23 protein-coding genes and 3 pseudogenes are annotated in these 24,523 nt (G+C 67.4%); 8 read left to right on the top strand and 18 right to left on the bottom strand.

Annotation, left to right across the window (positions count from 1 at the left end; genetic code table 11):
- Positions 1–20 precede the first annotated feature (20 nt).
- Positions 21–704 carry a GntR family transcriptional regulator gene (locus NGJ44_RS04850; RefSeq protein ID WP_053244812.1) on the top strand — a complete coding sequence of 228 codons (684 nt, stop codon included), beginning with the start codon at positions 21–23 and terminating at the stop codon, positions 702–704.
- A 6-nt stretch (positions 705–710) separates the two neighbouring features.
- Here NGJ44_RS04850 and NGJ44_RS04855 read toward each other — a convergent pair whose 3' ends face one another.
- The 4 genes and pseudogenes from NGJ44_RS04855 to NGJ44_RS04870 form a co-directional block, all read right to left on the bottom strand.
- Positions 711–1,112: an ectoine synthase gene (locus tag NGJ44_RS04855; protein WP_053244811.1), complete on the bottom strand. Its 402-nt coding sequence runs from the start codon at positions 1,110–1,112 to the stop codon at positions 711–713.
- A gap of 27 nt (positions 1,113–1,139) precedes the next feature.
- A complete protein-coding gene (locus NGJ44_RS04860; RefSeq protein ID WP_251863269.1) occupies positions 1,140–2,468 on the bottom strand; it encodes an amidase family protein in 1,329 nt (442 codons plus the stop codon).
- On the bottom strand, positions 2,452–3,960 hold the full coding sequence (locus NGJ44_RS04865) for an amino acid ABC transporter permease/ATP-binding protein (RefSeq protein WP_251863270.1): 1,509 nt from the start codon (positions 3,958–3,960) through the stop codon (positions 2,452–2,454). Before NGJ44_RS04865 ends, NGJ44_RS04860 begins: the two co-directional genes overlap by 17 nt.
- A gap of 22 nt (positions 3,961–3,982) precedes the next feature.
- A pseudogene (locus NGJ44_RS04870) lies at positions 3,983–4,828 on the bottom strand (ABC transporter substrate-binding protein).
- Positions 4,829–5,079: 251 nt separating this feature from the next.
- Between NGJ44_RS04870 and NGJ44_RS04875 the strand changes: the two are divergent.
- The gene (locus tag NGJ44_RS04875; RefSeq protein WP_251863271.1) at positions 5,080–6,303 is read left to right on the top strand and encodes a mechanosensitive ion channel family protein; all 1,224 of its coding nucleotides are present in this window, start codon (positions 5,080–5,082) and stop codon (positions 6,301–6,303) included.
- 42 nt (positions 6,304–6,345) lie between these two features.
- On the opposite strand, the pseudogene NGJ44_RS04880 reads toward NGJ44_RS04875, so the two are convergent.
- From NGJ44_RS04880 to NGJ44_RS04900, 5 genes and pseudogenes are all read right to left on the bottom strand, one after another.
- Positions 6,346–6,780, bottom strand: a pseudogene (locus tag NGJ44_RS04880) (SDR family oxidoreductase); the annotation flags it as partial.
- A 556-nt stretch (positions 6,781–7,336) separates the two neighbouring features.
- Complete coding sequence (gene gyrB / locus NGJ44_RS04885; protein WP_053243860.1) at positions 7,337–9,784, bottom strand: DNA topoisomerase (ATP-hydrolyzing) subunit B; 2,448 nt, start codon at positions 9,782–9,784, stop codon at positions 7,337–7,339.
- 95 nt (positions 9,785–9,879) lie between these two features.
- Entirely contained in the window at positions 9,880–10,989 is a 1,110-nt protein-coding gene (gene dnaN, locus NGJ44_RS04890) for a DNA polymerase III subunit beta (RefSeq protein ID WP_053243875.1), read from the bottom strand.
- Between the two features lie 2 nt (positions 10,990–10,991).
- On the bottom strand, positions 10,992–12,446 hold the full coding sequence (gene dnaA / locus NGJ44_RS04895; RefSeq protein ID WP_251863272.1) for a chromosomal replication initiator protein DnaA: 1,455 nt from the start codon (positions 12,444–12,446) through the stop codon (positions 10,992–10,994).
- Between the two features lie 258 nt (positions 12,447–12,704).
- Positions 12,705–12,956 (bottom strand): hypothetical protein, encoded by a 252-nt coding sequence (locus tag NGJ44_RS04900; RefSeq protein WP_152968156.1) that lies wholly within the window; start codon positions 12,954–12,956, stop codon positions 12,705–12,707.
- On the opposite strand from NGJ44_RS04900, the gene rpmH reads away from it, so the two are divergent.
- The 5 genes from rpmH (at position 12,955) to NGJ44_RS04925 (ending at position 17,284) form a co-directional block, all read left to right on the top strand.
- Entirely contained in the window at positions 12,955–13,089 is a 135-nt protein-coding gene (gene rpmH / locus NGJ44_RS04905) for a 50S ribosomal protein L34 (RefSeq protein ID WP_006228069.1), read from the top strand. The two genes, NGJ44_RS04900 and rpmH, sit on opposite strands and share 2 nt — an antisense overlap.
- Before the next feature lie 125 nt (positions 13,090–13,214).
- On the top strand, positions 13,215–13,586 hold the full coding sequence (locus tag NGJ44_RS04910) for a ribonuclease P protein component (RefSeq protein ID WP_251863273.1): 372 nt from the start codon (positions 13,215–13,217) through the stop codon (positions 13,584–13,586).
- The gene (gene yidD, locus NGJ44_RS04915) at positions 13,583–13,855 is read left to right on the top strand and encodes a membrane protein insertion efficiency factor YidD (protein WP_053246303.1); all 273 of its coding nucleotides are present in this window, start codon (positions 13,583–13,585) and stop codon (positions 13,853–13,855) included. The genes NGJ44_RS04910 and yidD overlap by 4 nt, the downstream gene beginning before the upstream one ends.
- A gap of 48 nt (positions 13,856–13,903) precedes the next feature.
- Positions 13,904–15,598, top strand: a complete 1,695-nt coding sequence (gene yidC / locus NGJ44_RS04920) for a membrane protein insertase YidC (protein WP_053246304.1) — start codon at positions 13,904–13,906, stop codon at positions 15,596–15,598.
- Positions 15,599–15,838: 240 nt separating this feature from the next.
- Positions 15,839–17,284, top strand: a complete 1,446-nt coding sequence (locus NGJ44_RS04925) for a catalase (RefSeq protein ID WP_251863274.1) — start codon at positions 15,839–15,841, stop codon at positions 17,282–17,284.
- A gap of 10 nt (positions 17,285–17,294) precedes the next feature.
- On the opposite strand, the gene NGJ44_RS04930 is transcribed toward NGJ44_RS04925, so the two are convergent.
- From NGJ44_RS04930 to NGJ44_RS04945, 4 genes are read right to left on the bottom strand one after another with little or no spacing between them, the layout of a single operon-like run.
- The gene (locus tag NGJ44_RS04930; protein WP_053244620.1) at positions 17,295–17,900 is read right to left on the bottom strand and encodes an ATP-dependent Clp protease proteolytic subunit; all 606 of its coding nucleotides are present in this window, start codon (positions 17,898–17,900) and stop codon (positions 17,295–17,297) included.
- Between the two features lie 41 nt (positions 17,901–17,941).
- Positions 17,942–18,304 (bottom strand): SRPBCC family protein, encoded by a 363-nt coding sequence (locus NGJ44_RS04935; protein WP_053244621.1) that lies wholly within the window; start codon positions 18,302–18,304, stop codon positions 17,942–17,944.
- Positions 18,301–18,615: an ArsR/SmtB family transcription factor gene (locus NGJ44_RS04940; protein ID WP_053244622.1), complete on the bottom strand. Its 315-nt coding sequence runs from the start codon at positions 18,613–18,615 to the stop codon at positions 18,301–18,303. Before NGJ44_RS04940 ends, NGJ44_RS04935 begins: the two co-directional genes overlap by 4 nt.
- Before the next feature lie 52 nt (positions 18,616–18,667).
- Complete coding sequence (locus NGJ44_RS04945) at positions 18,668–19,462, bottom strand: NAD(P)H-dependent oxidoreductase (RefSeq protein ID WP_053244623.1); 795 nt, start codon at positions 19,460–19,462, stop codon at positions 18,668–18,670.
- Between the two features lie 86 nt (positions 19,463–19,548).
- Between NGJ44_RS04945 and NGJ44_RS04950 the strand changes: the two are divergent.
- A pseudogene (locus NGJ44_RS04950) lies at positions 19,549–20,494 on the top strand (LysR family transcriptional regulator).
- Here NGJ44_RS04950 and NGJ44_RS04955 read toward each other — a convergent pair.
- The 5 genes from NGJ44_RS04955 to NGJ44_RS04975 all read right to left on the bottom strand — a co-directional run bounded on the left by NGJ44_RS04955 (position 20,491) and on the right by NGJ44_RS04975 (position 24,492).
- Positions 20,491–20,637, bottom strand: a complete 147-nt coding sequence (locus NGJ44_RS04955) for a hypothetical protein (RefSeq protein ID WP_200907997.1) — start codon at positions 20,635–20,637, stop codon at positions 20,491–20,493. The pseudogene NGJ44_RS04950 and the gene NGJ44_RS04955 overlap by 4 nt on opposite strands.
- 161 nt (positions 20,638–20,798) lie before the next feature.
- Positions 20,799–21,674 carry an ABC transporter permease gene (locus NGJ44_RS04960; RefSeq protein WP_251863275.1) on the bottom strand — a complete coding sequence of 292 codons (876 nt, stop codon included), beginning with the start codon at positions 21,672–21,674 and terminating at the stop codon, positions 20,799–20,801.
- 10 nt (positions 21,675–21,684) lie between these two features.
- Positions 21,685–22,512, bottom strand: coding sequence for an ABC transporter ATP-binding protein (locus NGJ44_RS04965; RefSeq protein ID WP_053244389.1), 828 nt, complete (start codon positions 22,510–22,512; stop codon positions 21,685–21,687).
- Between the two features lies 1 nt (position 22,513).
- Positions 22,514–23,539, bottom strand: coding sequence for an ABC transporter substrate-binding protein (locus NGJ44_RS04970; protein WP_053244390.1), 1,026 nt, complete (start codon positions 23,537–23,539; stop codon positions 22,514–22,516).
- 47 nt (positions 23,540–23,586) lie between these two features.
- The gene (locus NGJ44_RS04975; protein WP_251863276.1) at positions 23,587–24,492 is read right to left on the bottom strand and encodes a TauD/TfdA dioxygenase family protein; all 906 of its coding nucleotides are present in this window, start codon (positions 24,490–24,492) and stop codon (positions 23,587–23,589) included.
- Between the last annotated feature and the right edge of the window lie 31 nt (positions 24,493–24,523).

The following is a 24,523-nucleotide window of genomic DNA, read 5'->3' on the forward strand; positions in this document are numbered from 1 at the left end:
CATCAGGAGCTCGCCCCCCCATGCCTGCCGAACGCGACAGCGGCCTTTCGATCGCCGAACGCATCAGCCACCGGCTGCGCGACGACATCATGGGCGGGAAGCTGCCGCCGGGCACGCAGCTCGTGGAAGTGGACCTCGCCGCCGGCTACGGCGCGTCGCGCAACACCATCCGCGAAGTGCTGCACCAGCTCGGCCGCGAAGGCCTGGCCACGTTCATCCGCCACAAGGGCGTGGTGGTGCGCCGCATGGAACGCAAAGACCTGCGCGATATCTACGCGGCGCGGCGCGCCCTGGAAATGCAGGCCGTCAGCGGCGACCAGCCCCTGAAACCGGCCCTGCTCGACAAGATGCTGGCCGCCATCGACGCGGCCGAGCGCGCCCTAGCCAGGAAGAACTGGCGCAGCGTCGGCACGCTCAGCCTGCAGGTCCACCAGCACATCGTGGCCCAGCTCGGCAGCCGCCTGCTGGACGAGTTCTTCCTCACGCTGTGCGCGCAGCTGCGCCTCGTATTCGCCTCCGAACCCGACGAAAGCCGCATCCAGACCGCCGACTGGATCGAACGCGAGCGCCATATCCATGGCCTGCTGGTGCAGGACCGGCGCGGCGACGCCGCCCAGGCGCTGTCCGATTACCTCGAACACTCGGAACGCACGCTTACCGAGGTGCTCACGCGGCTGAAGGCCCAGCAGGGGCAGGCGCGCTAGGGCGCGTCAGCCCTGGTCCTCGTCCGCCGGCTCCGCGTAGCTGCCGTCCTCGCGGTGCGTTTCGCGTCCGCTGAGCGGCGGATTGAAGACGCATACCAGCCGCAGATCGCCCCGCGTGGCGCGCAGGATGTGCTCGTCATGACGGTCCAGCGCATACAGCGTGCCCGGCACGATGCGATGGACCTGGCCGGTCGCCACGTCCAGCACTTCGCCTTCGCCCTCCATGCAGTAATTGGCCTCGAAATGGTGCTTGTAATGCAGGCGCAGCTCGGCGCCTTCGAACACGCGGGTTTCGTGTACCGAATAGCCGATGCCGTCGCGCTTGACGATCATGCGCCGGCTCTCCCAGCCGGGGCCGCGGGCATGGCGTTCGGTATCGGTAAGGTCTTGGGCGTGGACAACTAGCATGAAACGACATCCTCAAGGACTGGAAAATCAGGAAACCGCATCGCCCAGCGCCGCCTGCACCGCCAGCGCGCCATGCAGCAGCGCGCGGTCGCGCAGGCGGCGGCCCGTCACCAGCAGACCTGCGGGCAGGCGCGCGCCGCCGGCGCCGGGCAGCGAAATGCTGGGCAGGTCGAGCCGGTTGGCGAACTCGGTGAGGCTGAACGCGCGGGCGTTCTCGCGCAGATAGGCGGCGTCGTCGTCCAGGTCGGCGAGCCTGGGCGGCAGCATGGGCACCGTGGGCGTGAGCACCGCCTCGGCGTCGTCCAGCTCCCGGTCGAACTGCGCGCGCAGCTCCCGCAGGCGCAGCCGGGCCGCCGCGTACCGGTGCGCGGACGCCTGCGCCCCCAGCAAGATGCGCGGGCCCACGCGCGGGTCGTAGCCGGCCGCTCCGGCCGCCAGCCGCCCGGCGTGCAACGCATAGGCCTCGGCGGCGATCATGCCGCCGTCGCGGGCGATTTCCCCGGCCAGCCGCACGCTGGGCAGCGCAGCGCGGCGCACCTGCGCGCCCGCCTCGCGCAGCCGGCGCAGCCACTGCTCGAAAGCCTCGCCCACCGCCGCGTCCAGCAGCGCCTCCACGTGCCGCGGCACCACGTAGCGCCGGCCCCGCACGCCGCCATGCGCGGCGCGGTCCGCGGCCTCATGAGGCGCCAGCGCCAGGTCCGCCAGCAGGCACCCCTGCGCGTCTGGCGCGATGACGCCGGGCACGTCAAAGCTCGGCGCAAGCCGCATCATGCCACGGCCGTCATAGCGGCCCTGCGACGGCTTGAAACCCGCCACGCCGCAGAACGCCGCCGGAATGCGCGCCGACCCGCTCGTATCCGACACCAGCGCCAAATCGGCCATGGCGCCGGCCACGGCGACCGCGCCGCCGCTGCTGGAGCCGCCCGCCACGCGCCGGGCGCCGGGATCCAGCGGCGTGAGCGGCGTGCCGTACCAGGGATTCAGGCCCAGCGCGCCATAGGCGAACTCCGTCATGTTGGTTTGCGCCAGCAGCACCGCGCCGGCCGCCCGCAGCGCGGCCACGGCCCCGCCATCCTCGCGCGCGGGCGGCGCGTCGGCCAGCACCCGCGAGCCCGCGTGCGTGACCCAGCCGCGCACGTCGAAGCATGCCTTCACGCACAGCACGCGGCCCGCCAGCGGCCCTTGTGCGCCGGTCAGCGCGGCCAGGGCGTCGCGCAGCAGCGCCTCGGCCATGGCGTCCTTGTCGCGCCGCGCCAGCAGCGCGACGCCCGCCATGTCCGGGCAGGCCGCGATGCGGTCCAGGCAGCGGCGCACCGCGCCGGCGTGCGGCCCCGCGGCCTCAGGAAACGTGGACATGGCTGAAGAAGTCCCTGATGCGCGGATCGGCGCTGGCGCGCACCTCGGCCGGCGGCGCGTCCAGCAGCACGCGGCCGCCCTCCATGAACACGATGCGGTCCGAAACCTTGAAGGCGAAGCCCATCTCGTGCGTCACGATGAGCATGGTCATGCCCTCGCACGCCAGCCTTTCCACCACCTTGAGCACTTCGGCCACCAGCTCGGGATCGAGCGCCGAAGTGGGCTCGTCGAACAGCATGATGGAGGGCTGCATGGCCAGAGCGCGCGCAATCGCCACGCGCTGCTGCTGCCCGCCGGACAACTGGTGCGGGTACTTGTGCGCGTGGTCCAGCATGCCTACCTTGTCCAGCATCGACAGCGCCTCGTCCCGCAGCGCCCGGGCATCGCCCCGCCGGTGGTATTTCGGCGCCAGCATGACGTTCTCCAGCACCGTCATGTGGGGAAACAGGTTGAAGCTCTGGAACACCATGCCGATGTCCAGGATGCGCGCGCCCGGAGCCGCGGGCGCGCCCGTGCCGGCGGCGCCCAGGAAGGGCTGGCCGTGCAGCAGCACGCGGCCGCCATCCAGCGTTTCCAGCCCGTTGAGCGTGCGGATGAGCGAGGTCTTGCCCGATCCGGACGGGCCGATGATGCTGATGACCTCGCCGGCGCGTACGTTCAGGTCGATGCCCTTGAGCACCTCGTGCTCGCCATAGCGCTTGCGCGCGCCCTGCACCTGCAAGGCGGCGCGCGCCTGTGCCGCGCCGCGTCCGCCTTGCGCCGACGGCTGCGCCAGCCGCCGCCGCGCCGCCTCGTCCAGCGCCAGCGGCCTCGGCGCGCGACGCAGGATGTTCATGTGCCGTTCCAGCCAGCCCAGCAGCTTGTCGAACACCGTGACGATCAGCACGTAGTAGAACGCCACCGCCAGCATGGTTTCGAACACCATGAAGTTCTGCGTATACAGGCGCTGGCCCACCAGCAAGATCTCCGCCAGCGAGATCACCGACACCAGCGAAGTCAGCTTGGCGATGGTGATGAACTCGTTGCTGAGCGCGGGCAGCGCGATGCGCAGCGCCTGCGGCACCACGATCATGCGCTGGATGCCGGCGTAGCGGATGCCCAGCGCGCGCCCCGCCTCGACCTGCCCGCGCGGCACGCCCAGGATGCCGCCGCGGTGGATTTCCGCGATGAACGCGGTTTCGCTCACCACCAGCGCGGTCAGGCCGGCATAGAAGGGATCGGAAAGCAGCGCGCCCGAGGCCGGGAAAACCTGCGGCAGGTTGTACACGAACACGAGCAGCACCAGCAGCGGCAGGCTGCGGAAGAACCAGATGTACAGCCCGGCCAGCCGATTCAGCACGGGGTTTTTCGCCTGTTTGGCGAGCGCCAGCACGAACCCCGCCGCCACGCCCACGACCCAGGTCGCGGTGCTGAGCTTCACCACCACCAGGCAGGCTTTCCAGAAATCGGTATCCCAAAGCAGGCTTGCGGCATAGTTCCAGTCGAAATGCATGGGTGCTCGTTCCCGGCGAACGTCAGCGGGACTGGCCGCCAAGGGCTTCCTCGATTTCGGCCGCGCTGGGCGCTTCCAGGCCGTAGCGCGCCAGCAGGGCCTGGTACTCGCCGCTGGCGCGCGCGGCGTCGAGCGCCGCCTGGAGGCTGCCGCGCAGCGCTGCGGCATTCTTGTTCAGCCCCAGCCCGATGACGATGGGATAGAGCAGCGACGTGGACGTGATCCGGATCGCCCCCCGCGACTAGACCGCCATGCCGTGCGCCACGGCCGCGTCCTCGATCATGGCGTCGGCGGCCTGCGAGCGCAGCGCCATCAGGGCCTCGGGCGAGGTCGGAAACTCCAGCACCTTGATCTCGCCGCGCCCCGCGGGCTGACAAGATTCGCGAGACACCTTCTGCAGCTTGGGCGTCCAGGACGCGCCCTTGATGGAAGCCACACGCTTGCCGCACAAGTCTTGCGGAACCGCCGGGACGTAGGCGCTGGAGGCCGTCACCACCAGCGATGCGCCCGTCTTCAGGTACGGAATGAAATCCACCAGGCGCGAGCGCTCCGGCGTGACGTAGAGAGCGGAAGCCACGGCATCGAAGCGATGCGCGCGCATGCCCAGGATGAGATCCGGGAAGCGCGTATCGACGAACACCGGCTTGAGGGAGAGCTTCGCGGCCAGCAGCCGCGAGAAATCGGCATCGAAGCCCGCCGGCGCGCCGTTGTCCAGGTATGCGTAGGGCGGGTAGGTGAGATCCGAGCCCACGGTCAGGCTGTCCGGCCTGATGGTCGGCGCAGCCGGGGCGGCGCCTGCGGCTCCCATCGCGCAAGCCGCGGCGACCCCTATGGCGAAGCGGCGTAGCGCCGGGATGGTACTGAGCATGGCAACCCCCACACAATGTCCTGGAAACCGCGGTGCAACGGTATTTCTCCGGTTTCGGGAGATGTTTCCGCGCCAGGATTGTTGAACAATTTTCAGGAATTCTGCTGCATGGCGGCAAAGCGGGGATATGGGGACTTTCCCTAGCGCTCCGGCCCCGTCGCGCGCGGCGGCGCCCGCGCAGGCCAGGCCCGGCCTGGGTATGATCTCCTCGCGGGCGGCGCGCAACGCGGCCCCGGAGCCCTGAGGAATCAATGGACTGGAATCACTTCACAGGCATAGGCGCCCGCCTGAAGCACGCCTTGCAGGAACTCGGCGGCCGGATCTTCGACGGCCTGACGCTCGACCAGGTCATTCTTTCGGCGGCCATCCTGATCGCGGCGTTCGCGCTGCGCTGGATATTCACCCGGACCCGCATCCACCGCATCGGGCTCTGGCTCCTGCGCGCCCGCACGCCGGCCGCGCAGGCGCTGGTGAAAGACGTCGCGCCGGCCGTGCGGTTCGTGCCCTTCGTCGCGGCGGCCTTCGCCATCTCGGGCATTCTGTCGCTGACGCCGGCGGCGCGCGGCTTCGTGTTCGATTTCAACCGGGCGCTGGTCGTCTTCACGCTTTTCTGGGCGCTGCTGGGCGCCATCCCCAGCATCTTCGCGGGACTGGAGGCGCGCAGCACCAGCCTGGGCGACGGCATGACGGGATGGATCGTGCGGGTCGCCCGCATCGTGACTTTCCTGCTGGGCGCGGGCATCATCCTGGAAATCTGGAATATCCACGTCGGCCCGGTGCTCGCCGGCCTCGGGCTGGTCGGCGCGGCGGTGGCCCTGGGTGCGCAGGACCTTTTCAAGAACCTCATCGCCGGCGTCTTCATCATCGGCGAACAGCGCTTCGAAAGCGGCGACTGGATCCGCGTGGACGGCGTGGTCGAAGGCACGGTGGAAATCATCGGCCTGCGCGCCACCACCGTGCGCCGCTTCGATCTGGCGCCGGTCATGGTGCCCAACTCCAAGCTCGCCGACAATGCGCTCATCAACTTCTCCAAGATGACCTACCGGCGCATCTCGTGGACCATCGGCCTCGAATACCGCACCTCCGTGGACCAGCTCCGGCGGATCCGCGACGACATCGAGGCCTACATCAAGGGCAGCGACGCCTTTGTCAGCGCGCCCGCCGCCCCCACCTTCGTGCGCATCGACAGCTTCGGCGATTCGTCCATCGACCTCATGGTCTATTGCTTCACCCGCACCACGAACTGGGGCGAGTGGCTGCAGATCAAGGAAACCTTTGCCTACGCCATCAAGAACATCGTCGAGGGCGCGGGCTCGGGCTTCGCGTTTCCCAGCCGCTCGCTGTATGTCGAAACCATGCCGTCCGGCGCCGAGGTGTTTCCCCTGCAGGCGCGGGCGCCGCAAACGGAACAGGCCGGCGATGCCGGACCCGTGCCCCCGCCGCCGCGAGGGCTACGGCCAGCGCCGGATACTTGAGAATTCGCATGCCGTGCTCCTCGGTCCTGCGGGCCACGCCGTTCAGGCCCTCGTTGCGCGGCCGAGCCAACTGAAAAAGCGCCTCGGACCCCGACGCGCGCCGTCTCCGGCGATAAGCGAGTGATCATTCAGCTCTGTGCCGAAATAGCGGGCGTGAATGTCGACGATCACCTCTCGGGCGTCGTCCCGTTCCGCGAGATAGCGCCGCGCCAGCTCGTCCAGCGGAAAGCGGTCCGGCCCGCCGATTTCCATCGTGCCGTTCACGGGCGCGCCCACGGCCAGATCGGCCAGCGCCGCCGACACATCGTCGGCGGCGACCGGCTGGATCAGCGCCGGCGACAGGCGCACTCCGCCATCCTCCGCGCCCGACTCGACGATGCTGCCGATGAACTCGAAGAACTGCGTCGCGCGCAGGATGGCATAGGGAATCTTCGACGCCTTGATGAGGTTTTCCTGCGCGACCTTGGCGCGGAAGTGCTGGATGGCCGACCCGACGGGCGAGACGATCGAGGGCGCGAGGCTTGCCCGGCGCGCCGTGGAGCCCGGCCGCGGCAACGCCGTCGCCCTCACCCGCGCCGGCCACGCGCTGGCCCATCTGGCGGGCGACCTCCCGGGCGGCATCGCCCTGCTGGAAAAGCGCTGGTGCTCAACCCGATCTCGCGGCCGCATGGTTCCTCGGCGCCTTCCTGCGGCTGTGGCACGGCGACACCGAGGCCGCCATCGAGCATTTCGCGCGCGCCATGCGCTTCAGCCCCCTCGACCCCGAGCTGTACCGGATGCAGGCCGGCATGTCCGCCGCCCACCTCTTCCCGCGCGACTTCGACGCGGCCTCGTCCTGGGTAGAAAAAGCCTGCCGCGCCGCCGACGCGCGCCGCGCCATGGACGCCCTGCTCCGCCTCGACCCCGGCCTGCGCAAGGCCGGCTTGCCGGCACAGGCTGGCGCATCGCGCCAGGCGGCAAAAAGGCTGCCCGAAGGCAGCCTTCTCCCGTGCGGCGGAGAAGCGCGCGTACCGGGTATGGGAGGGTCCGCGGCCTACACGTCGATATTGCCCGCCGACAGCGCGTGCGTCTCGATGAAGTTGCGGCGCGGCTCGACGTCGTCGCCCATGAGCGTGGTGAAGACTTCGTCGGCCGCGATGGCGTCCTCGATCTGCACGCGCAGCAGGCGGCGCACCTTGGGATCCATGGTGGTTTCCCAGAGCTGCTCAGGGTTCATTTCGCCCAGGCCCTTGTAGCGCTGCTTGGAAATGCCGCGCTCGGCTTCGCTGCGCAGCCAGGCCATGGCTTCGCGGAAGTCGGCCACGGTCTGTTCCTTGCGCTTGTCGCCCTCGCCGCGCGCGACGATGGAGCCGGGCAACACCTTGCCCGAGAAGCTCTGGGCCGCCTTGGACAGCACGGCGTAGTCGGAGCCGCCGATGAAGTCCGCGTCGATGATGCTGACGCGCACGTTGCCGTGGTGCATGCGCCGCACCGAGAGGCGGTGCCTTTCGGTAACGGGGTCGAACTCGGGCACCACTTCCACGCCGTTGCCCGAGACCGGGTCGCGCATGGCGGCCTTCAGGCGTTCGGCGGATTCGGCCGTGGCCTGTTCGGAATCCAGGTTGATCTCCACGCCCTCGGCCATGGCCGACAGGGCCGCCACGTCGAACACGCGCGACAGGCGGCCGATGACGCCGTCGGCGGCCACGTACTGGCGCGCCAGCTCGGCCAGCTCCTCGCCGCGGATGATGTTGCCGCCCGAGATGATCTCGGCCTCCTTCAGCGAGAGCTGCAGCATGAACTGCGCTTCTTCCGCGTCGTCCTTCAGGTAGCGCTCCTCGCGGCCGACCTTCACCTTGTACAGCGGCGGCTGGGCGATATAGACGTAGCCGCGCTGCACCAGCTCGGGCATCTGGCGGTACAGCAGCGTGAGCAGCAGGGTGCGGATGTGCGCGCCGTCCACGTCCGCGTCGGTCATGATGATGAGGCGGTGATAGCGCAGCTTGTCGATGTTGAAGTCCGGGCCGATGCTGGTGCCCAGGGCCGTGATCAGCGTGGCGATCTGCTCGCTGGCGATGAGGCGGTCGAAGCGCGCCTTCTCCACGTTGAGCACCTTGCCGCGCAGCGGCAGCACGGCCTGGAACTTGCGGTCGCGGCCCTGCTTGGCCGAGCCGCCCGCCGAGTCGCCCTCCACGATGTACAGCTCGCACAGCGCGGGGTCTTTTTCCTGGCAATCGGCCAGCTTGCCGGGCAGGCCGGCGCCCTCCAGCACGCTCTTGCGGCGGGTCATTTCGCGCGCCTTGCGCGCCGCTTCGCGCGCGCGGGCGGCTTCGATAATCTTGCCGCACAGCGCCTTGGCGTCGTTCGGGTGCTCGAGCAGCCAGGTTTCCAGCGTGCGGGCCACGGCCTCTTCCACCGCGGGACGCACTTCGCTGGACACCAGCTTGTCCTTGGTCTGGCTGCTGAACTTGGGCTCGGGCACCTTCACCGACAGCACGCAGGCCAGGCCCTCGCGCATGTCGTCGCCGGACGTTTCGACCTTGGCCTTCTTGGCCAGCTCGTTGTCGACGATGTACTTGTTGATGATGCGCGTCATGGCCGCGCGCAGGCCCGTCAGGTGCGTGCCGCCGTCGCGCTGCGGAATGTTGTTGGTGAAACACAGCACGCTTTCGCTGTAGCTGTCGTTCCACTGCATGGCCACTTCCACGCCCACCGGCACGCCGCCGGCCGACGATTCGGTGGATACCGCGAACACGTTGGGGTGCAGCACGGTCTTGCTGCGGTTGATGTACTCCACGAAGCCCTTCACGCCGCCGGAGAAGGCGAAGTTCTCTTCCTTGCCCTGGCGCTGGTCGATCAGGCGGATCTTCACGCCATTGTTCAGGAACGACAGTTCCCGCAGGCGCTTGGACAATATCTCGTAGTGGTACTCGATATTGGTGAAGATGATGGGGTCGGCCAGGAAGCGCACCTCGGTGCCGCGCTTGTCGGTCGTGCCCGTGACCGTCAGGGGCGCCACGCGCTCGCCCTGGCGGAACTCCATCTGGTGCACCTTGCCGTCGCGGCGGATGGTCAGGCGCAGCCATTCCGACAGCGCGTTCACGCAGGACACGCCCACGCCGTGCAGGCCGCCGGACACCTTGTACGAGTTCTGGTCGAACTTGCCGCCCGCGTGCAGCTCCGTCATGACGATTTCGGCGGCGCTGCGGTGGAATTCGTCATCCTTGTGGATGTCGGTCGGAATGCCCCGGCCGTTGTCGCTCACCGAAATGGAGTTGTCGGTGTGGATGGTGACGACGATGTCGTCGCAGTAGCCGGCCAGCGCCTCGTCGATGGCGTTGTCCACCACCTCGAACACCATGTGGTGCAGACCCGTGCCGTCGGAGGTGTCGCCGATGTACATGCCGGGGCGCTTGCGTACTGCCTCCAGCCCCTTGAGCATCTTGATCGAATCGGCGCCGTAGCCGTTGTTCTCGGGAGTGGTGTTCTGCTGATCTGACATGTGGATATCGATAAGGCTTTAAAGAGCGGCCTGGCGGCCGGACCGCTCGCGGCCGGCAAAGGCCCGCGAGCGGCGCAAATCCGCGTTGCGGCGGATCAGATGCGCATGGGCATCACGACGTATTTGAATTCGTCGTCTTCGGGCAGGGTGATGAGCGCGGACGCGTTCGCATCGGGCATGACCGACCACTTCACGTTGTCCACCTTGACGTTGGCCAGCACGTCGAGCAGGTAGCCGACGTTGAAACCCACGTCCAGCGGCTCGTGGCCGTAGTCGATGTCGATCTCTTCCTGGGCCTCTTCCTGCTCGGCGTTGGAGGAGGAGATCTTCATCTGGTTCTGCGCCAGCTGCAGGCGCACGCCCTTGAACTTGTCGGTGGTCAGGATGGCGGCGCGCTGCAGGCTGCCCTGCAGGGCCTCGCGGCCCACCAGGAAATGGCGGGTGTACGTGGTGGGAATCACGCGCGTGAAATCGGGGAACTTGCCCTCGACCAGCTTGGACACGAGCTCCACGTCGCCGAAGCGGAAGCGGATCTGGCCCGGGGCCACGTCGATCGAAACCGGCTCGTCGGAGTCCTCCAGCAGGCGCTGCATCTCGAGCACCGTCTTGCGCGGCACGATGACTTCGTGGCGTTCGCTGATGCCGTCGGCCGCCGTGGAGCAATGCGCCAGGCGATGGCCGTCAGTGGCCACGGCGCGCACGCGGCCGGGTTCGAACACCAGCAGCATGCCGTTCAGGTAGTAGCGGATGTCCTGCTGGGCCATGGCGAAGTGCACCATGTTGAACAGGTGGCGCAGGGTGCGCTGCGGCATGGTCAGCGAGACGTCCCATTGCTCGGGCTGGGCCACGGTGGGAAACTCGCTGGCGGCCAGCGTCTGCAGCGCGAAGCGGCTCTTGGCCGACTGCACGGACAGCTTGTTGCTGGCCAGCGCCAGCTTCACGTCGCCGGTGTCGGGCAGCGCCTTCAGGATGTCGAGCAGCTTGCGCGCCGACACGGTGGTGGACTCGTTCTCCGCGCCCACGCCGAAATCTGCATGCGTGGTGATCTGCACCTCGAGGTCGGTTGCGATGAACGCGACCTTGTTGCCTTCCTTGCGCATCAGGATGTTCGCCAGGATGGGCAGGGTATGGCGTCTTTCGACGATGCCCGCCACAGTCGACAGCGGTTTCAGCAATGCATCGCGTGTGGTTTGTACGAGTTGCATGTTCATCCTTTTAGAGTTTGTTCCAACACGTGCAGGGTATGGTTCAGTTCCGCTTGCTTGGCGCGGGCATCGGAAATCTTGCGCACGGCGTGCAGCACCGTGGTGTGGTCCCGTCCGCCGAAGAGATCGCCGATTTCAGGCAGGCTTTTCTGGGTCAGCTCCTTCGCCAGGTACATGGCGACCTGGCGCGGCAATGCGATATTGGCGGGCCGGCGTTTCGAGTACATGTCGGCCACCTTGATCTTGTAGAAGTCGGCGACCGTCTTCTGGATGTTCTCTACCGTGATCTGGCCGTTGGACACGGACAGCAGGTCTTTCAGGGCCTCCTTGCAGACGTCCACCGTCAGCACGTCGCGGCCGTGGAAGCGCGCGTAGGCGAGCACCTTGCGCAGCGCGCCTTCCAGCTCGCGCACGTTGCTGCGCAGGTGCTTGGCGATGAAGAACGCCACCTCCTCGGGCATGGGCACGCCCTCGGATTCGGCCTTGCGCAACAGGATCGCCACCCGCATTTCGAGTTCGGGCGGCTCGATCGCCACGGTGAGCCCGGAATCGAAGCGCGAAATGAGCCGGCTGTCGATACCGGACAGCTCCTTGGGATAGGTGTCGCTGGTGATGATGATCTGCTTGCGCTGCGCCACCATCGCCTCGAAGGCGTAGAAGAACTCTTCCTGCGTGCGGTTCTTGCCCGAGAAGAACTGGATATCGTCGATGAGCAGCAGGTCGAGCGAGTGGTAATAGCGCTTGAAGTCGTCGAACGCCTTGCGCTGGTAGGCCTTCACCACGTCGGACACGTACTGGTCGGCGTGCACGTAGCGCACGCGCACGCCCGTGCCCGCCGCCACCATGGCGTTGCCGATGGCGTGGATGAGGTGGGTCTTGCCCAGGCCCACGCCGCCGTACAGGAACAGCGGGTTGTAGGACGTGCCGGGGTTTTCCGCCACCTGCAGGGCGGCCGCGCGCGCGAGCTGGTTGGCCTTGCCGGTAACGAAGTTCTCGAAGGTGAGATCGGTGTTCAGGCGCGAGCGCTCGTACACGATATTGGCCGCGTCGGCCGTCACCGCGGCGGCGGCCGACATGGCTGGGGCCGGGGCGGCAGGCTGCGGGGCGGGCGCCGGCGCAGCCGCGTGCGCGGAGGGTGCGGTTGCCGGCGGCGGCTCGGCCGGCGCGGCGGCCGGGCGCACGGGCGCCACCGGCATGCGCGGCGCGGCGCCGTGCGAGGGCAACTCGAACTGCACCTGCACCGGACGCTCGTACCACTCGGCGGCCAGGGCCTCGATCTGGTGGGAGAAGTTCTTGCGCACCCAGTCCAGCTTGAAGCGGTTGGGCGCGGCCACGCGCAGCACCGCCTGCGTTTCGTCATACGCAAGCGGGACCAGCGGTCTTATCCACGCGCTGATTTGTTGGGGGGGGAGTTCCTGCTCAAGACGACTGACGCAGGTCTGCCAGAATTCTTTCATGTCGCTCTTGTTCAAACCTCGATTCTACCTTGCCCGGGCAGGGGTTATCCACAGGGAGCGACATGGACGCCCCGGATCCAGGGGCATAACTGTTTGACAAGACAGGGAAAACTTGCTGAAATGGTGGGCTTTTCCGAATTCTGTCTGTCAGAAGGTTCACAGAAAGCCCGGATCCACTTTCGCCCGGCGCGGCGCGCGCCTGGTGCACATGCGCCAGGATGTCATGCCAAAATGCCTGCCGGCTGCCATGCCTGCAGCTCATTTGCCCGGGTGCATTTTCCACGGTTTCTGGCTGGGTGCCGCCCGCCAGGCCGGCTTGGCGAAAACGGTGGTTGCGAGGCTTTGCTGATATGGCCGCCCGGGATTTTCCCGGCAGAAAGCCCCGTCTGGATGTTTCGCGCCCTTGCCCCGTTTGCCGGGCGCGCCCGCTTCCAGATACCCGCTTTCGACGCGGCCTGGAACCCTCCGGGCAGGTCCTTCTGACTTTTGTTCTTTTTGTGGATCGTCCATGAAACGTACCTACCAGCCTTCCGTCACCCGCCGCAAGCGCACCCACGGCTTTCGCGTGCGCATGAAAACCCGCGCTGGCCGCGCCATCCTGAGCGCCCGCCGCGCCAAGGGCCGCAAGCGCCTGGCCGTCTGAGCCCGGCTTTCCGGTTTCCGGAAACCCGGCTTGCGCGCGGACCGGCAGGCTTGCCCGAGCACTCGCAATCCCGTCCAGGCGCCGCGCCGGCGCCCCGCGCACCGGCCGCAGCCGTCTTGCAGCCCATGTCGCGCCCCACGCTACCGCCGCAGGCGCGGCTGCATCGCCCCTCCGAGTTCGCTTCCGCGCTGAAAGGCCGGCGGCTGGCCCGAGGGGCTTTGTTCGTCGTAACCGCCGCGCCCCCGGCGCCGGCAGAGGGCGAAGCGCCCCACGCCCGGCTGGGCATGGTGATCGCCAAGCGCTATGCCGCCCGCGCCACCACGCGCAACGCCCTCAAGCGGGTCGTGCGCGAGGCGTTCCGCCACCAGCGGGCCCGCCTGCCGGCGCGGGATTACGTGGTGCGCCTGCATGGCAAAGTCGCCCCCGGCTCGCTCACCGCCCTGAAACAGGCGGCACGCGCCGAAGTGGACGCTCACTTTGAACGGATCGCGCGATGATCAGGGCTTTGCTCATCGCGCCGATCCGGTTCTACCGGTTCTTCCTCAGTCCCTGGGTCGGCCGGCAGTGCCGCTACACCCCGACCTGCTCGGCGTACGCGATCGAAGCCATCGAACGGCACGGCGCGCTGAAGGGGCTGTGGCTGGCCGTCCGGCGCATCGGACGCTGCCACCCCTGGTCGCCCGGCGGGCTGGACCCGGTTCCGCCCGCGCCGGGAACCAACGAGCCGCAGTGCTGTTCCCACCGCCACCGCACCCGGCATGAATGACGCTAAACTGGCGGGCTTTGCTGGCCCGTACTTACTTCAGTAGGCACCATGGATATCCGACGAACCGTCCTCTGGATGATCTTTTCCTTCTCGCTGTTGCTCCTCTGGAACAACTGGCAGATCCATAACGGCAAGCCGTCGCTGTTCGGCCCGACGCCGGCGGCCAGCACCAAAGCCGACACCGCCGCCGACCAGAACAACGGCGGCAGCGCCACGCCTTCGGTGCCCAGCGCGCCGGCTTCCGGCACGCCCTCCGCCCCGGCCTCGACGGTGCCCGGCGCCGCGACGGCAGCGTCCGCGCAGTCCGAGCAGGTGGTCGTCACGACCGACGTGCTGCGCCTGACCTTCGACACCCAGGGCGCCCAGCTGGTGCGCGCCGAGCTGCTGAAGTACCCGGCCACCGGCCATGCCGACCAGCCCACCGTGTTGCTGGACCGCTCCGGCGGCCTGACCTACGTGGCCCAGACGGGCGTGGTGGGCGCCCCCAACGGCCAGAGCTTCCCCACTCACATGACGCCCTTCCGCGTCGTGTCCACCGAGCGCGAACTCAAGGGCGACAGCCTGGCCGTGGCGTTCGAGGCCGAATCGGGTGGCGTCAAGGTCACCAAGACCTTCACCCTGCACCGCGGCCGCTACGATATCGACGTGCGCCACGACCTGGCCAACCTGGGCGCCGCCCCCGTCACTCCCGCGGTGTACCTGCAGCTCGAACGCGACGGCAACGATCCGGCCGATACCTCCAGCTTCTATCACACCTTCACCGGCGTGGCCGTCTATTCGGAACAGGACAAGTTCCAGAAGATGACCTTCGCCGATATCGAAAAGAACAAGGCGCACTACATCAAGCAGGCCGACAACGGCTGGATTGCCGTGGTGCAGCACTACTTCGCCACCGCCTGGGTGCCGCCGGAAGGCAAGCAGCGCAACAACGAAGTGCTGCAGGTGCAGAAGAACCTGTACGCAGCCCGCACGGTGGAGGCCGTGGGCGAGATCGCTCCCGGCGCCTCGGCCAGCGTCGACGCCCACCTCTGGGTCGGCCCGCAAGACCAGAAGGCCATGGCCGCGCTCGCGCCCGGCCTCGAACTGGTGGTGGACTACGGCTGGCTCACCATCATCGCCAAGCCGCTGTTCGCGCTCATGACCTGGCTGCATTCCCTGCTGGGCAACTGGGGCTGGACCATCGTGGCCCTCACGGTGCTCATCAAGGCGCTGTTCTATCCGCTGGCCTCGGCCAGCTACCGCTCCATGGCCCGCATGAAGCAGGTGGCTCCGCGCCTGCAGGCCCTGAAGGAAAAGTACGGCGACGACAAGCAGAAGCTCAACGCCGCCATGATGGAGATGTACCGCACCGAGAAGATCAATCCGCTGGGCGGCTGCCTGCCCATGCTGGTGCAGATTCCGGTGTTCATCTCGCTGTACTGGGTGCTGCTGGCCAGCGTCGAAATGCGCGGCGCGCCCTGGATCCTGTGGGTGCACGACCTGTCCGTGCGCGACCCGTACTTCATTCTGCCGGCCGTCATGATGGCCACCATGTTCCTGCAGATCAAGCTGAACCCCACGCCGCCCGATCCCGTGCAGGCCAAGGTCATGATGATCATGCCGCTGGTTTTCGGGGGAATGATGTTCTTCTTCCCGGCGGGCCTGGTGCTCTACTGGTGCGTGAACAACACGCTGTCCATTCTGCAGCAGTGGTCCATTACCCGGTCCATCCAGCGCAAGACGGAAGCCGCGGCCAACCGCTGACCCACTTTCCCGCAAGCAAGAAGCCGGCCCGGTGCCGGCTTTTTTGCGTCCTTTGCGCGGCGCCGTGGCGCGATATCAATAGTTAATATTTATCAAACCTAGGGAATCAATCAACTTCACAACGCAACATCGCACTTCTACTATGGGTCCGTGCTCTTTTCCGCGCCCGCCGCGCCGGACGCGCATATGCCGTCTCCAGCCCCCGGCGAGATCTCTACCGCAACCGAGAAGGAAATCGCGATGACCGACAAGAAACCCCTGACCACCGCTTCCGGCGCCCCCGTGGCCGACAACAACAACACGCTCACCGCCGGTCCGCGCGGGCCCGCCCTGCTCCAGGACTTCTGGCTGATCGAGAAGCTGGCCCACTTCGACCGTGAACGCATCCCGGAGCGGGTGGTCCACGCCAAGGGTTCCGGCGCCTACGGCACCTTCACCGTCACCAACGACATTACGCGCTACACCCGCGCCAGTATCTTTTCCAAGGTCGGCAAGCAGACCCCGCTCTTCCTGCGCTTTTCCACCGTGGCGGGCGAACGCGGCGCGGCCGACGCCGAGCGCGACGTGCGCGGCTTCGCCATCAAGTTCTACACCGACGAAGGCAACTGGGATCTGGTCGGCAACAACACCCCGGTGTTCTTCATCCGCGACCCGATGAAATTCCCCGACTTTATCCACACCCAGAAGCGCGATCCGCGCACCAACCTGCGCAGCGCCACCGCCGCCTGGGATTTCTGGTCGCTCAGCCCCGAATCGCTGCATCAGGTCACCATCCTGATGAGCGACCGCGGCATTCCGGCCAACCTGCGCCAGCAACACGGTTTCGGCTCGCACACGTTCAGCTTCGTCAACAAGGACAACGAGCGCTTCTATGTCAAATTCCACTTCAAGTCACAGCAAGGCATCGCCTGTCTGACTGACGAAGAAGCCGCCCAGGTGGTGGCGCACGACCGCGAGAGCTCGCAGCGCGACCTGTACGAGAACATCGAGCGCGGCAATTTCCCGCGCTGGACGCTGAAAGTGCAGATCATGCCCGAGGCGCAGGCGGCCACCTACCGCATCAATCCCTTCGACCTCACCAAGGTCTGGCCGCATGCCGACTACCCGCTCATCGAGGTGGGCGTGCTCGAGCTCAACCGGAATCCCGAGAACTATTTCGCCGAAGTGGAACAGGCCGCCTTCACGCCGGCGAACGTGGTGCCGGGCATCGGATTTTCGCCGGACAAGATGCTGCAGGGCCGCCTTTTCTCCTATGGCGACACGCACCGCTACCGCCTGGGCATCAACCACCACCAGATTCCGGTCAACGCCCCGCGGTGTCCGTTCCACAGCTATCACCGCGACGGCGCCGGCCGCGTGGACGGCAACGGCGGCGGCACGCTCAACTACGAACCCAACAGCTTCGGCGAATGGCGCGAAACGCCCTCGGCGGCCGAGCCGCCGCTGGCGCTGGACGGCCAGGCCGCCGACCGCTGGAACCACCGGGAAGACGACGACTACTATTCCCAGCCCGGCGCCCTCTTCCGCCTGATGACGCCCGAGCAGCAGGAGCGGCTGTTCGGCAACATCGGCCGCCACATGGCCGGCGTGCCCGAGGAGATCCAGCGCCGCCAGCTCGAACACTTCCGCAAAGCCGATCCGGCCTATGCGGAAGGCGTGGCCCGTGCCCTGGGCCTGAAGCCGTAGGCGGCCCGGTTCAAGGGCAGCCGGCGCGCTCCGAGAGCACGCGGTCGATCAAGCCCCATTCTTTCGCCTCTTGCGGCGTCATGAAGCGGTCGCGGTCGAGCGCGCGCTCCACCTCCTCGTAGGTGCGCCCGCAGTGTTCCGCGTACAGGCGTGTGATGCGCTGCTTGGTCTGCAGGATTTCCTCGGCGTGGATGAGGATGTCCGAAGCCTGCCCCTGCACGCCGCCCAGCGGCTGGTGCACGTGGAGGCTGGCGTTGGGCAGCGCCACGCGCTCGCCGGGCGCGCCCGCCATCAGCAGGAACGACCCCATGGACCGCGCCGTGCCCATGCACAAGGTGTGCACCGGCGGCTTGATGTACTGCATGGTGTCGTACATGGCCAAGCCGCTGGTGATGACCCCGCCCGGCGAATTGATGTACAGGTGAATGGGCTTGTCCGGATTCTCGGCCTCCAGGAACAGCAGTTGCGCGCACACGCTGGCGGCCACCACATCGTTGACTTCGCCGGTCAGGAAAATGATGCGCTCCCTCAGGAGGCGCGAATAGATATCGTAGGAACGATCCCCGCGGCTCGATTGCTCGACCACCATGGGTATGTACTGCAACAGGCCGCTCATGCCATGCCTCGTTCGGGAAAGAAGTCTGGAGCGCGCAAGCCCTAGGCGGCGCGCATGAATGCGTAGGCGCCGTCGTTGGCCGCTTCCGGCCGCCCTGCCCCTTCCGCGGCCCGCGCCTGGTGAATGATCGTCAGCGCCGTGCCGCCCGCCTCGTTGCCGCGGATGCGCAGCGTGACCTCGCTTTCCAGATGGGGCGGCAATTCGTCGCGCAGGCGGTAGCGCACCTCTTCGCCGGGCACCGCCGACACCGATTCGGCCTGAGCCAGGGCCTTCGAAGGCAGCCATTGCTCGCGGAACTCGGCAATGCTGATGGCGCGCCACACCTTTTCCGGCGGCGCATCCAGCTCGTATTCCTGCACCAGCTCGACGGACAGCCCGCCGCTTTCGATATCGATGTCGCTCATTGGTCCATTTCCTTGAGTAGCGTCCTGAGGGCATCCACGCGCGCCGGCCAGTAGCTGCGGTACCGGTCCAGCCAGCGGATCAGCAGCGCCATGCCCTGCGGATCCACTTCGTAGTTCACGAAGCGGCCCTGGCGTTCCTCGCGCACGAGCCCCGCCTCCCGCAGCACCGACAGGTGCTGCGACATGGCCGGCTGGCTGATCTGCATGCCCGCGCGCAGCGCCGTGGCATTCATGCTGCCCGCCGCGAGCTTGTCGAAGATGGCGCGGCGGGTAGGGTCGGCAAGCGCCTTGAATATTGCGTTTTCCGTCATGCCAATACATTAGTCAATACTTATGTATTTGGCAAGCGCGTTCTGCCGCCAGTCAGGATGCCGCCGCTTGCTCGCCGACGTGGATGCCCAGGCCGGACCGCCCCGGCGCCAGGTCCGCCCGCAAGGCCAGCGACGGAATCTCGTAGGCGCCGCCGTTCTGCCTGCGGAAAGGAATGGGAGCCGTCGTCCACATCGAATCCAGCCGCTGCCCCAGCTCGGCGCGGACTCGGGCAAAGCGCGCCCCGTCCATGCGGCCGGCGCGATAGACCGCGAAGGGCGGCAGCACCTGGAAGCCCGGATAGAACAGCGTGCCGTGCTGGATCGGAAACAGCAGGTCGCCGATGGGGCCGTTGATGCCGCGCGGCGCATAGTGCGATTCCCAGCCCCCGGCCGTCACCACCAGCATGGCGCGCTTGCCCGCAAGCGTGCCCTCCCCGTAGCGGTCGCCCCAGTGGGTGTCCGAATGCTCGCCCACGCCGTAGGCAAAGCCGCAAGCGTAGACGCGCTCGACCCAGCCCTTCATGATGGCCGGCATCGAGAACCACCACAGCGGAAACTGCAGGATCAGGGCGTCCGCCCAAAGCAGCTTCTCCTGCTCGCGCGCGATGTCCGCGCGCTGCATGCCGGTTTCGTAGGCGCGGCGCGCATCCTCCGACGGGTCAAAGCGCGCCGAAGCGCGCGGGGCCAGGCTGTCGCCCGCATCCAGCACGGCCTTCCAGCCCATGGCGTACAGGTCGGAAACCTCCACCTCATGCCCGTTGCCGCGCAGGCGGGACACGGCAAAGTCCCTCAGCGCGCCGTTGAGAGAACGCGGCTCGGGGTGGGCATAGACCAGCAGGACTTTCATGATGTGCTCCAGAGAAGATCGAGAGACACACGATAGGTTTTCCACAGGTATAGTTGAAATAGATATCCACAATGCTTGATATTGCCATGGACAATATATTGAGGCGGCTCGACCTCAATCTGCTGGTCACCCTGGACGCCCTTCTGGCCGAACACAACGTGACGCGCGCCGCGCAGAAACTGCATCTGGCGCAGCCCACCGTCAGCCTGCAGCTCGCGCGGCTGCGCGATGTGTTCTCCGACCCCCTGCTGCTGCCCGGGCCGCGCGGCATGCGCCCCACCGCACGCGCCGACGCGCTGCGCGAACCCCTCAGGCTGGCGCTCGAATCGCTCGCGCACGCCGTCTCGCCCGCCCGGGCATTCGACCCCGCCACCGCCCGCCACACCTGGCGCGCCGCCGCGTCCGACTACGCCGAGTCCACTATCCTGCTTCCCGCCCTCGAAGCCCTGCGCCGGGCCGCGCCGCATGCGCGGCTGGCCATCGTGGAGCTCGCGCCCGCCCGGCTCGCGCGCCAGGCGGAAGAGGGCATCGTCGACCTGGCGTTTCACATCCGTCAGAGCGCGCCGCCGGGCCTGCGCCAGAAACTGCTGTTCGAAGAGCGCTACGTGCTTGCCGGCCGCGCCGGCCATCCGCGCCTGAAACGCAGGCCGACCCGCGCGCAGTTCTGCAAGCTGGATCACGTTGTGGTGTCGCCCGAGGGCGGCGGCTTCCAGGGCCCCACGGACGCGGCGCTCGCCCGGCTGGACCTGCAGCGCCCGCGTCGCCCTGTCGGTGCCGCACTTTCTGTTTCTCGCGGCCGTGCTGGCGCACACCGATCTGGTCGCCATGGCGCCGGAACGGCTGGTGCGCGGCAATCCCGCGCTATGCGTGGTGGACGCGCCGGTGGAGGTGCCCGGCTTTCAAATGCTCATGCTCTGGCCCGAGCGCGTGCACCGGGATCCGGCGCACCAGTGGCTGCGCGATCACATCGCGCAAGCCTGCGCGTCCCGTAAAGGGGAAAAGGGCAGGCGCGGAACCGCGCCGGATGCCTAACGGTGCGCCGCGGCGGCTCCCGCGGGGGGCGAGGCGATGGCGGGCGTGGGCGAAGCCAGCGCCAGCATCGCCAGCAGCAGGGCCACGCCGACGGCGGCAGCGGCCTTGAGCAGGCGGTCATGCAGGGCTGGAGGCAAGCGCATGGTATGTCCCGGAGTTGGCGGCGAGGCTTCATTATGGGAACGGCAGCCGCCCGCGCCAACGAAGTTGTGGAAGTTAGATCAGAGCTTCACGTCATAAGGCCGCGCCCAGCCCGGCGCCCGGTTATCCGCCTGTGCGAAGCTTCTTTCAGGGTTGGCGCGCCCTAGCGCTGCATCCCCCAGCGCCGGACGGTCAGGCGTTCCAGCGTATTGAAGCCCAGCCCCTCCACCAGCAGGCCGATGATAACCACCGCGGCCAGGCCGGCGAAAACCCGGTCTGTGTACAGCTCGTTGCGGTTCTGGAAGATGTACCAGCCCAGCCCGCCCTGGCCGCTGGACGCGCCGAACACCAGCTCGGCGGCGATCAGCGTGCGCCAGGCGAATGCCCAGCCGATCTTCAGTCCGGCCAGGATGGCGGGCAGGGCGGCGGGCACCAGGATGTGGATAACGTAGCGCAGGCCCGTCAGCCCGTAATTGCGCCCCGCCATGCGCAGGGTGTCCGACACGCCCAGAAAGCCCGCATAGGTATTGAGCGCCAGGGGCCACAGCACCGAATGCACCAGCACGAAGGCCAGGCTGCCCTGGCCCAGGCCGAACCACAGCAGGGCCAGGGGCAGCAGGGCAATCGCGGGCAGCGGATTGAACATGGCGGTCAGCGTGGCCAGCAGGTCGCGCCCCAGGCGCGTGGACACGGCCAGCGTCGTGAGCGCGAAGGCCAGCGCCACGCCTGACAGATAGCCTTGCGCCAGCACGCGCAGCGACTGGCCGGCCCGCGCCGCGAGCTCGCCGCTGGCCAGCCCTTGCGCGAAGGCCCGCGCCGTCTGCCAGGCGCCCGGCAGCAGGAGATCGTTGTCCGCCACGCGGGCCGCGATTTCCCAGGCCAGCGCAAGCGCGAGCAGAATGAGCAGCCGGCGCAGGCCCGCGTGGCCCCACAGCCGTTCATGCCAGGGCAGGGGGGCCGGCGCGGCCAGCTCGGGCAGCTCCGGCAATTCATATTCGATGTCCGGACGTCCCGACGCCGGTTGAGCCAGTGACGACATGGACGCCTCCTCAGGCGGCGCGCCGCGCCAGGGGTGCGGCAGCCGGCTCGAACAACAGATCATGCACGCGCCGGACCGCGGACTGGAACGCGGCCGATCCCTGGCTGTGCATGCCGTAGGCATGGGCGTTGAGTTCCGCGCGCACGCGCCCGGGATGCGGCGACAAGAGCAGCACGCGGCTGCCCACCACCAGCGCTTCTTCGATCGAATGCGTGACGAACAGCAGCGTGAATTTCACTTCGTCCCAAAGCGCCAGCAGCTCTTCCTGCATGCGCCGGCGCGTCAGCGCGTCCAGGGCCGCGAACGGCTCGTCCATGAGCAGAATGCGCGGCTGCATGGCCAGCGCCCGCGCGATCGCCACGCGCTGCTTCATTCCGCCCGACAGCGTATGGGGATAAGCCTGTGCAAAAGCCGACAAGCCCACTTTTTCCAGATAGTGCGTGGCGCGTTCCCGGGCCTCGCGCCGGCCCAACCTGCGCGACGCCACCAGCGGAAACGCAACGTTCTCCAGCACGGTCTTCCATGGCGGCAGCTGGTCGAACTCCTGGAACACCACGATGCGGTCGGGCCCCGGGCCGCGCACCGCCTTGCCGTCCAGCTCGATGGCACCCAGCGCCGGCTTGATGAAGCCCGCGACGGCCTTGAGCAGCGTCGACTTTCCGCAGCCCGAAGGCCCCAGGAGTATGTAGCGTTCCGCGTCCAGCACGTCGAAACTCACCTCGTGCGTGGCGCGCACGCGCCGCTGCGGCGTCTTGTAATCGATCGACACCTTATCCACACGCAGCAGCGGCGCGGGATTTCCACCGTTATCCACAGCCCGGGCGTTCGCTTCGCGCATATCAGCTTCCTTGCGCCGTCAACGCATCATCGAAGAAATAGTCGCGCCAGCTCGACGGCGCATTGCGGATCGCGCCCACCTTGTGCATGAACTCGGCCAGCAGAAAAGTGTTCTGCGGCTCCAGCTTGAACTGCACGTCCGGATTGCGGATGACCTTGACCAGGAAATCCCGCTCGAGCTTGGCACCCGTCACCCGCAGATAGATATCGGCCGCCTGCTCGGGATGCGACGAGGCGAACTCGGCCGCTTCCTTGAGCGCCGACTGGAAAGCCCGGTATGTCTTGGGATTCTCGCTGCGGAACTTCTCGGTGGCGAAAAGCACCGTAGAGCTGCTGGGGCCGCCCAGCACGTCATAGGAACTCAGTACGATGTGCGCCTGGGGGTTGGCGGCCAGCTCCTGTTCCTGGAACGGCGGATTGCCGAAATGGCCCGTTATCTCGGTGCCGCCCGAAATAATGGCGGCCGCTGCGTCCGGATGCGGCAGCGCCACCGATATCCGGTCCAGCTTGTTGTAGTGCTCGTTGCCCCAGAGCCTGGCCGACGCCAACTGCAGTACGCGCGACTGCACCGACACGCCCACCGCCGGCACGGCGATGCGGTCCTTGTCGGTAAAGTCCGCGATCGTCTTGACCTTGGGATTGTTGCTCACCAGGTAGTACGGAAAATTGCCCAGCGAGGCCACGCCCTTCACGTTCTGCTTGCCGCGCGTGCGGTCCCAGATCGTCAGCAGCGGACCCACGCCCGCGCCCGCGATATCCACTGCGCCGGAGAGCAGCGCCTCGTTGACGGCGGCGCCTCCCGACAGCTTGGCCCACTCCACCGAGATATCCACACCCTCGGCCTTGCCGTGCTTCTCGATCAGCTTCTGGTCGCGCGCCACATTGAGCAGCAGATACACGATGCCGTACTGTTCGGCAATGCGGATGCGGCCTTCGGCCAGGGCAGGCGAGGGCGCCGCCAATGCCAGCGCCAGCAGGGCCAGCGCCGCGCGCACGGCGCGATTACGAAGGGAGAAATGAATACGCATGGGTTTCCTTGAAAGTCAGCGGATCGGCGCGGCGCAAAAAAACGCGCTCAGAAAGGCTTGTCGCCTTCGATGGTGGTGCGGTACAGCTTGCGGCGCAGATGATCCGGCGTGCCCGCCGCCAGGTGGATCAGCGAGCGGTTGTCCCAAAACACCAGGTCGTGCGGCTGCCAGCGGTGGCGGTAGATGTGCTCCGGCCGCACGCTGTGCGCGAACAGCGCCTCCAGGATCTGGCGGCTCTCGTCTTCCGGCAGGCCCTCTATGCGCGTCGTAAAGCCTTCGCTCACAAACAGGGCCCGTTTGCCGTTCTCCGGATGCGTACGCACCACCGGGTGCGACACCTCCTGCACCTGCGCCAACTGCCGTGCGCTCAGGTTCGGGCGCCAATTCCCCTGCTTCTGGAGCTGACCGTACTTCGCCAGATAGGAATGCACGGCCGTGCGGCCTTCGATCGCGCTGCGCAATGCGGGCGGCAGCGTGTCATAGGCCAGGTGCATGTTGGCGAACAGCGTATCGCCGCCTTCGGCCGGCAGCTCCTGCGCGTGCAGCAGCGAACCCAGGCTGGGCAGCGGCTTGTACGAGATGTCGGAATGCCAGTACTTTCCCGCGTCGCCCAGCCCGATGGGTTTTCCATCCTCGACGATGTTCGACACCACCAGGATCTCCGGATGGCCCGGCAGGTGAAACTGGTGCAGCACGTGGATCATCAGCCTGCCGAACCGGCGGCTGAAATCGATGTGCTGCTGCGGAGTAATGCGCTGGTCGCGAAAGACCAGCAGATGATGATCCAGGTGCGCCTTGCGCACCCGCGCGAAATCTTCCGGGCTCAGCTCGCGGCCCAGGTCCAGGCCTATGATCTCCGCGCCCAGCGGTCCAGGCAGGGCGCGGATCTCGAACGACTGCGCGGGCGCCGCGAGGGGTTCCTCGTCTCGGCGCAGTACATTGCTTTGGGGCATCGGTCGCTCCTTTTGCGCTCGCGGCATGCGC

It is taken from the genome of Achromobacter sp. Marseille-Q4962, from assembly GCF_943737005.1.
Taxonomy (GTDB): domain Bacteria; phylum Pseudomonadota; class Gammaproteobacteria; order Burkholderiales; family Burkholderiaceae_B; genus Achromobacter.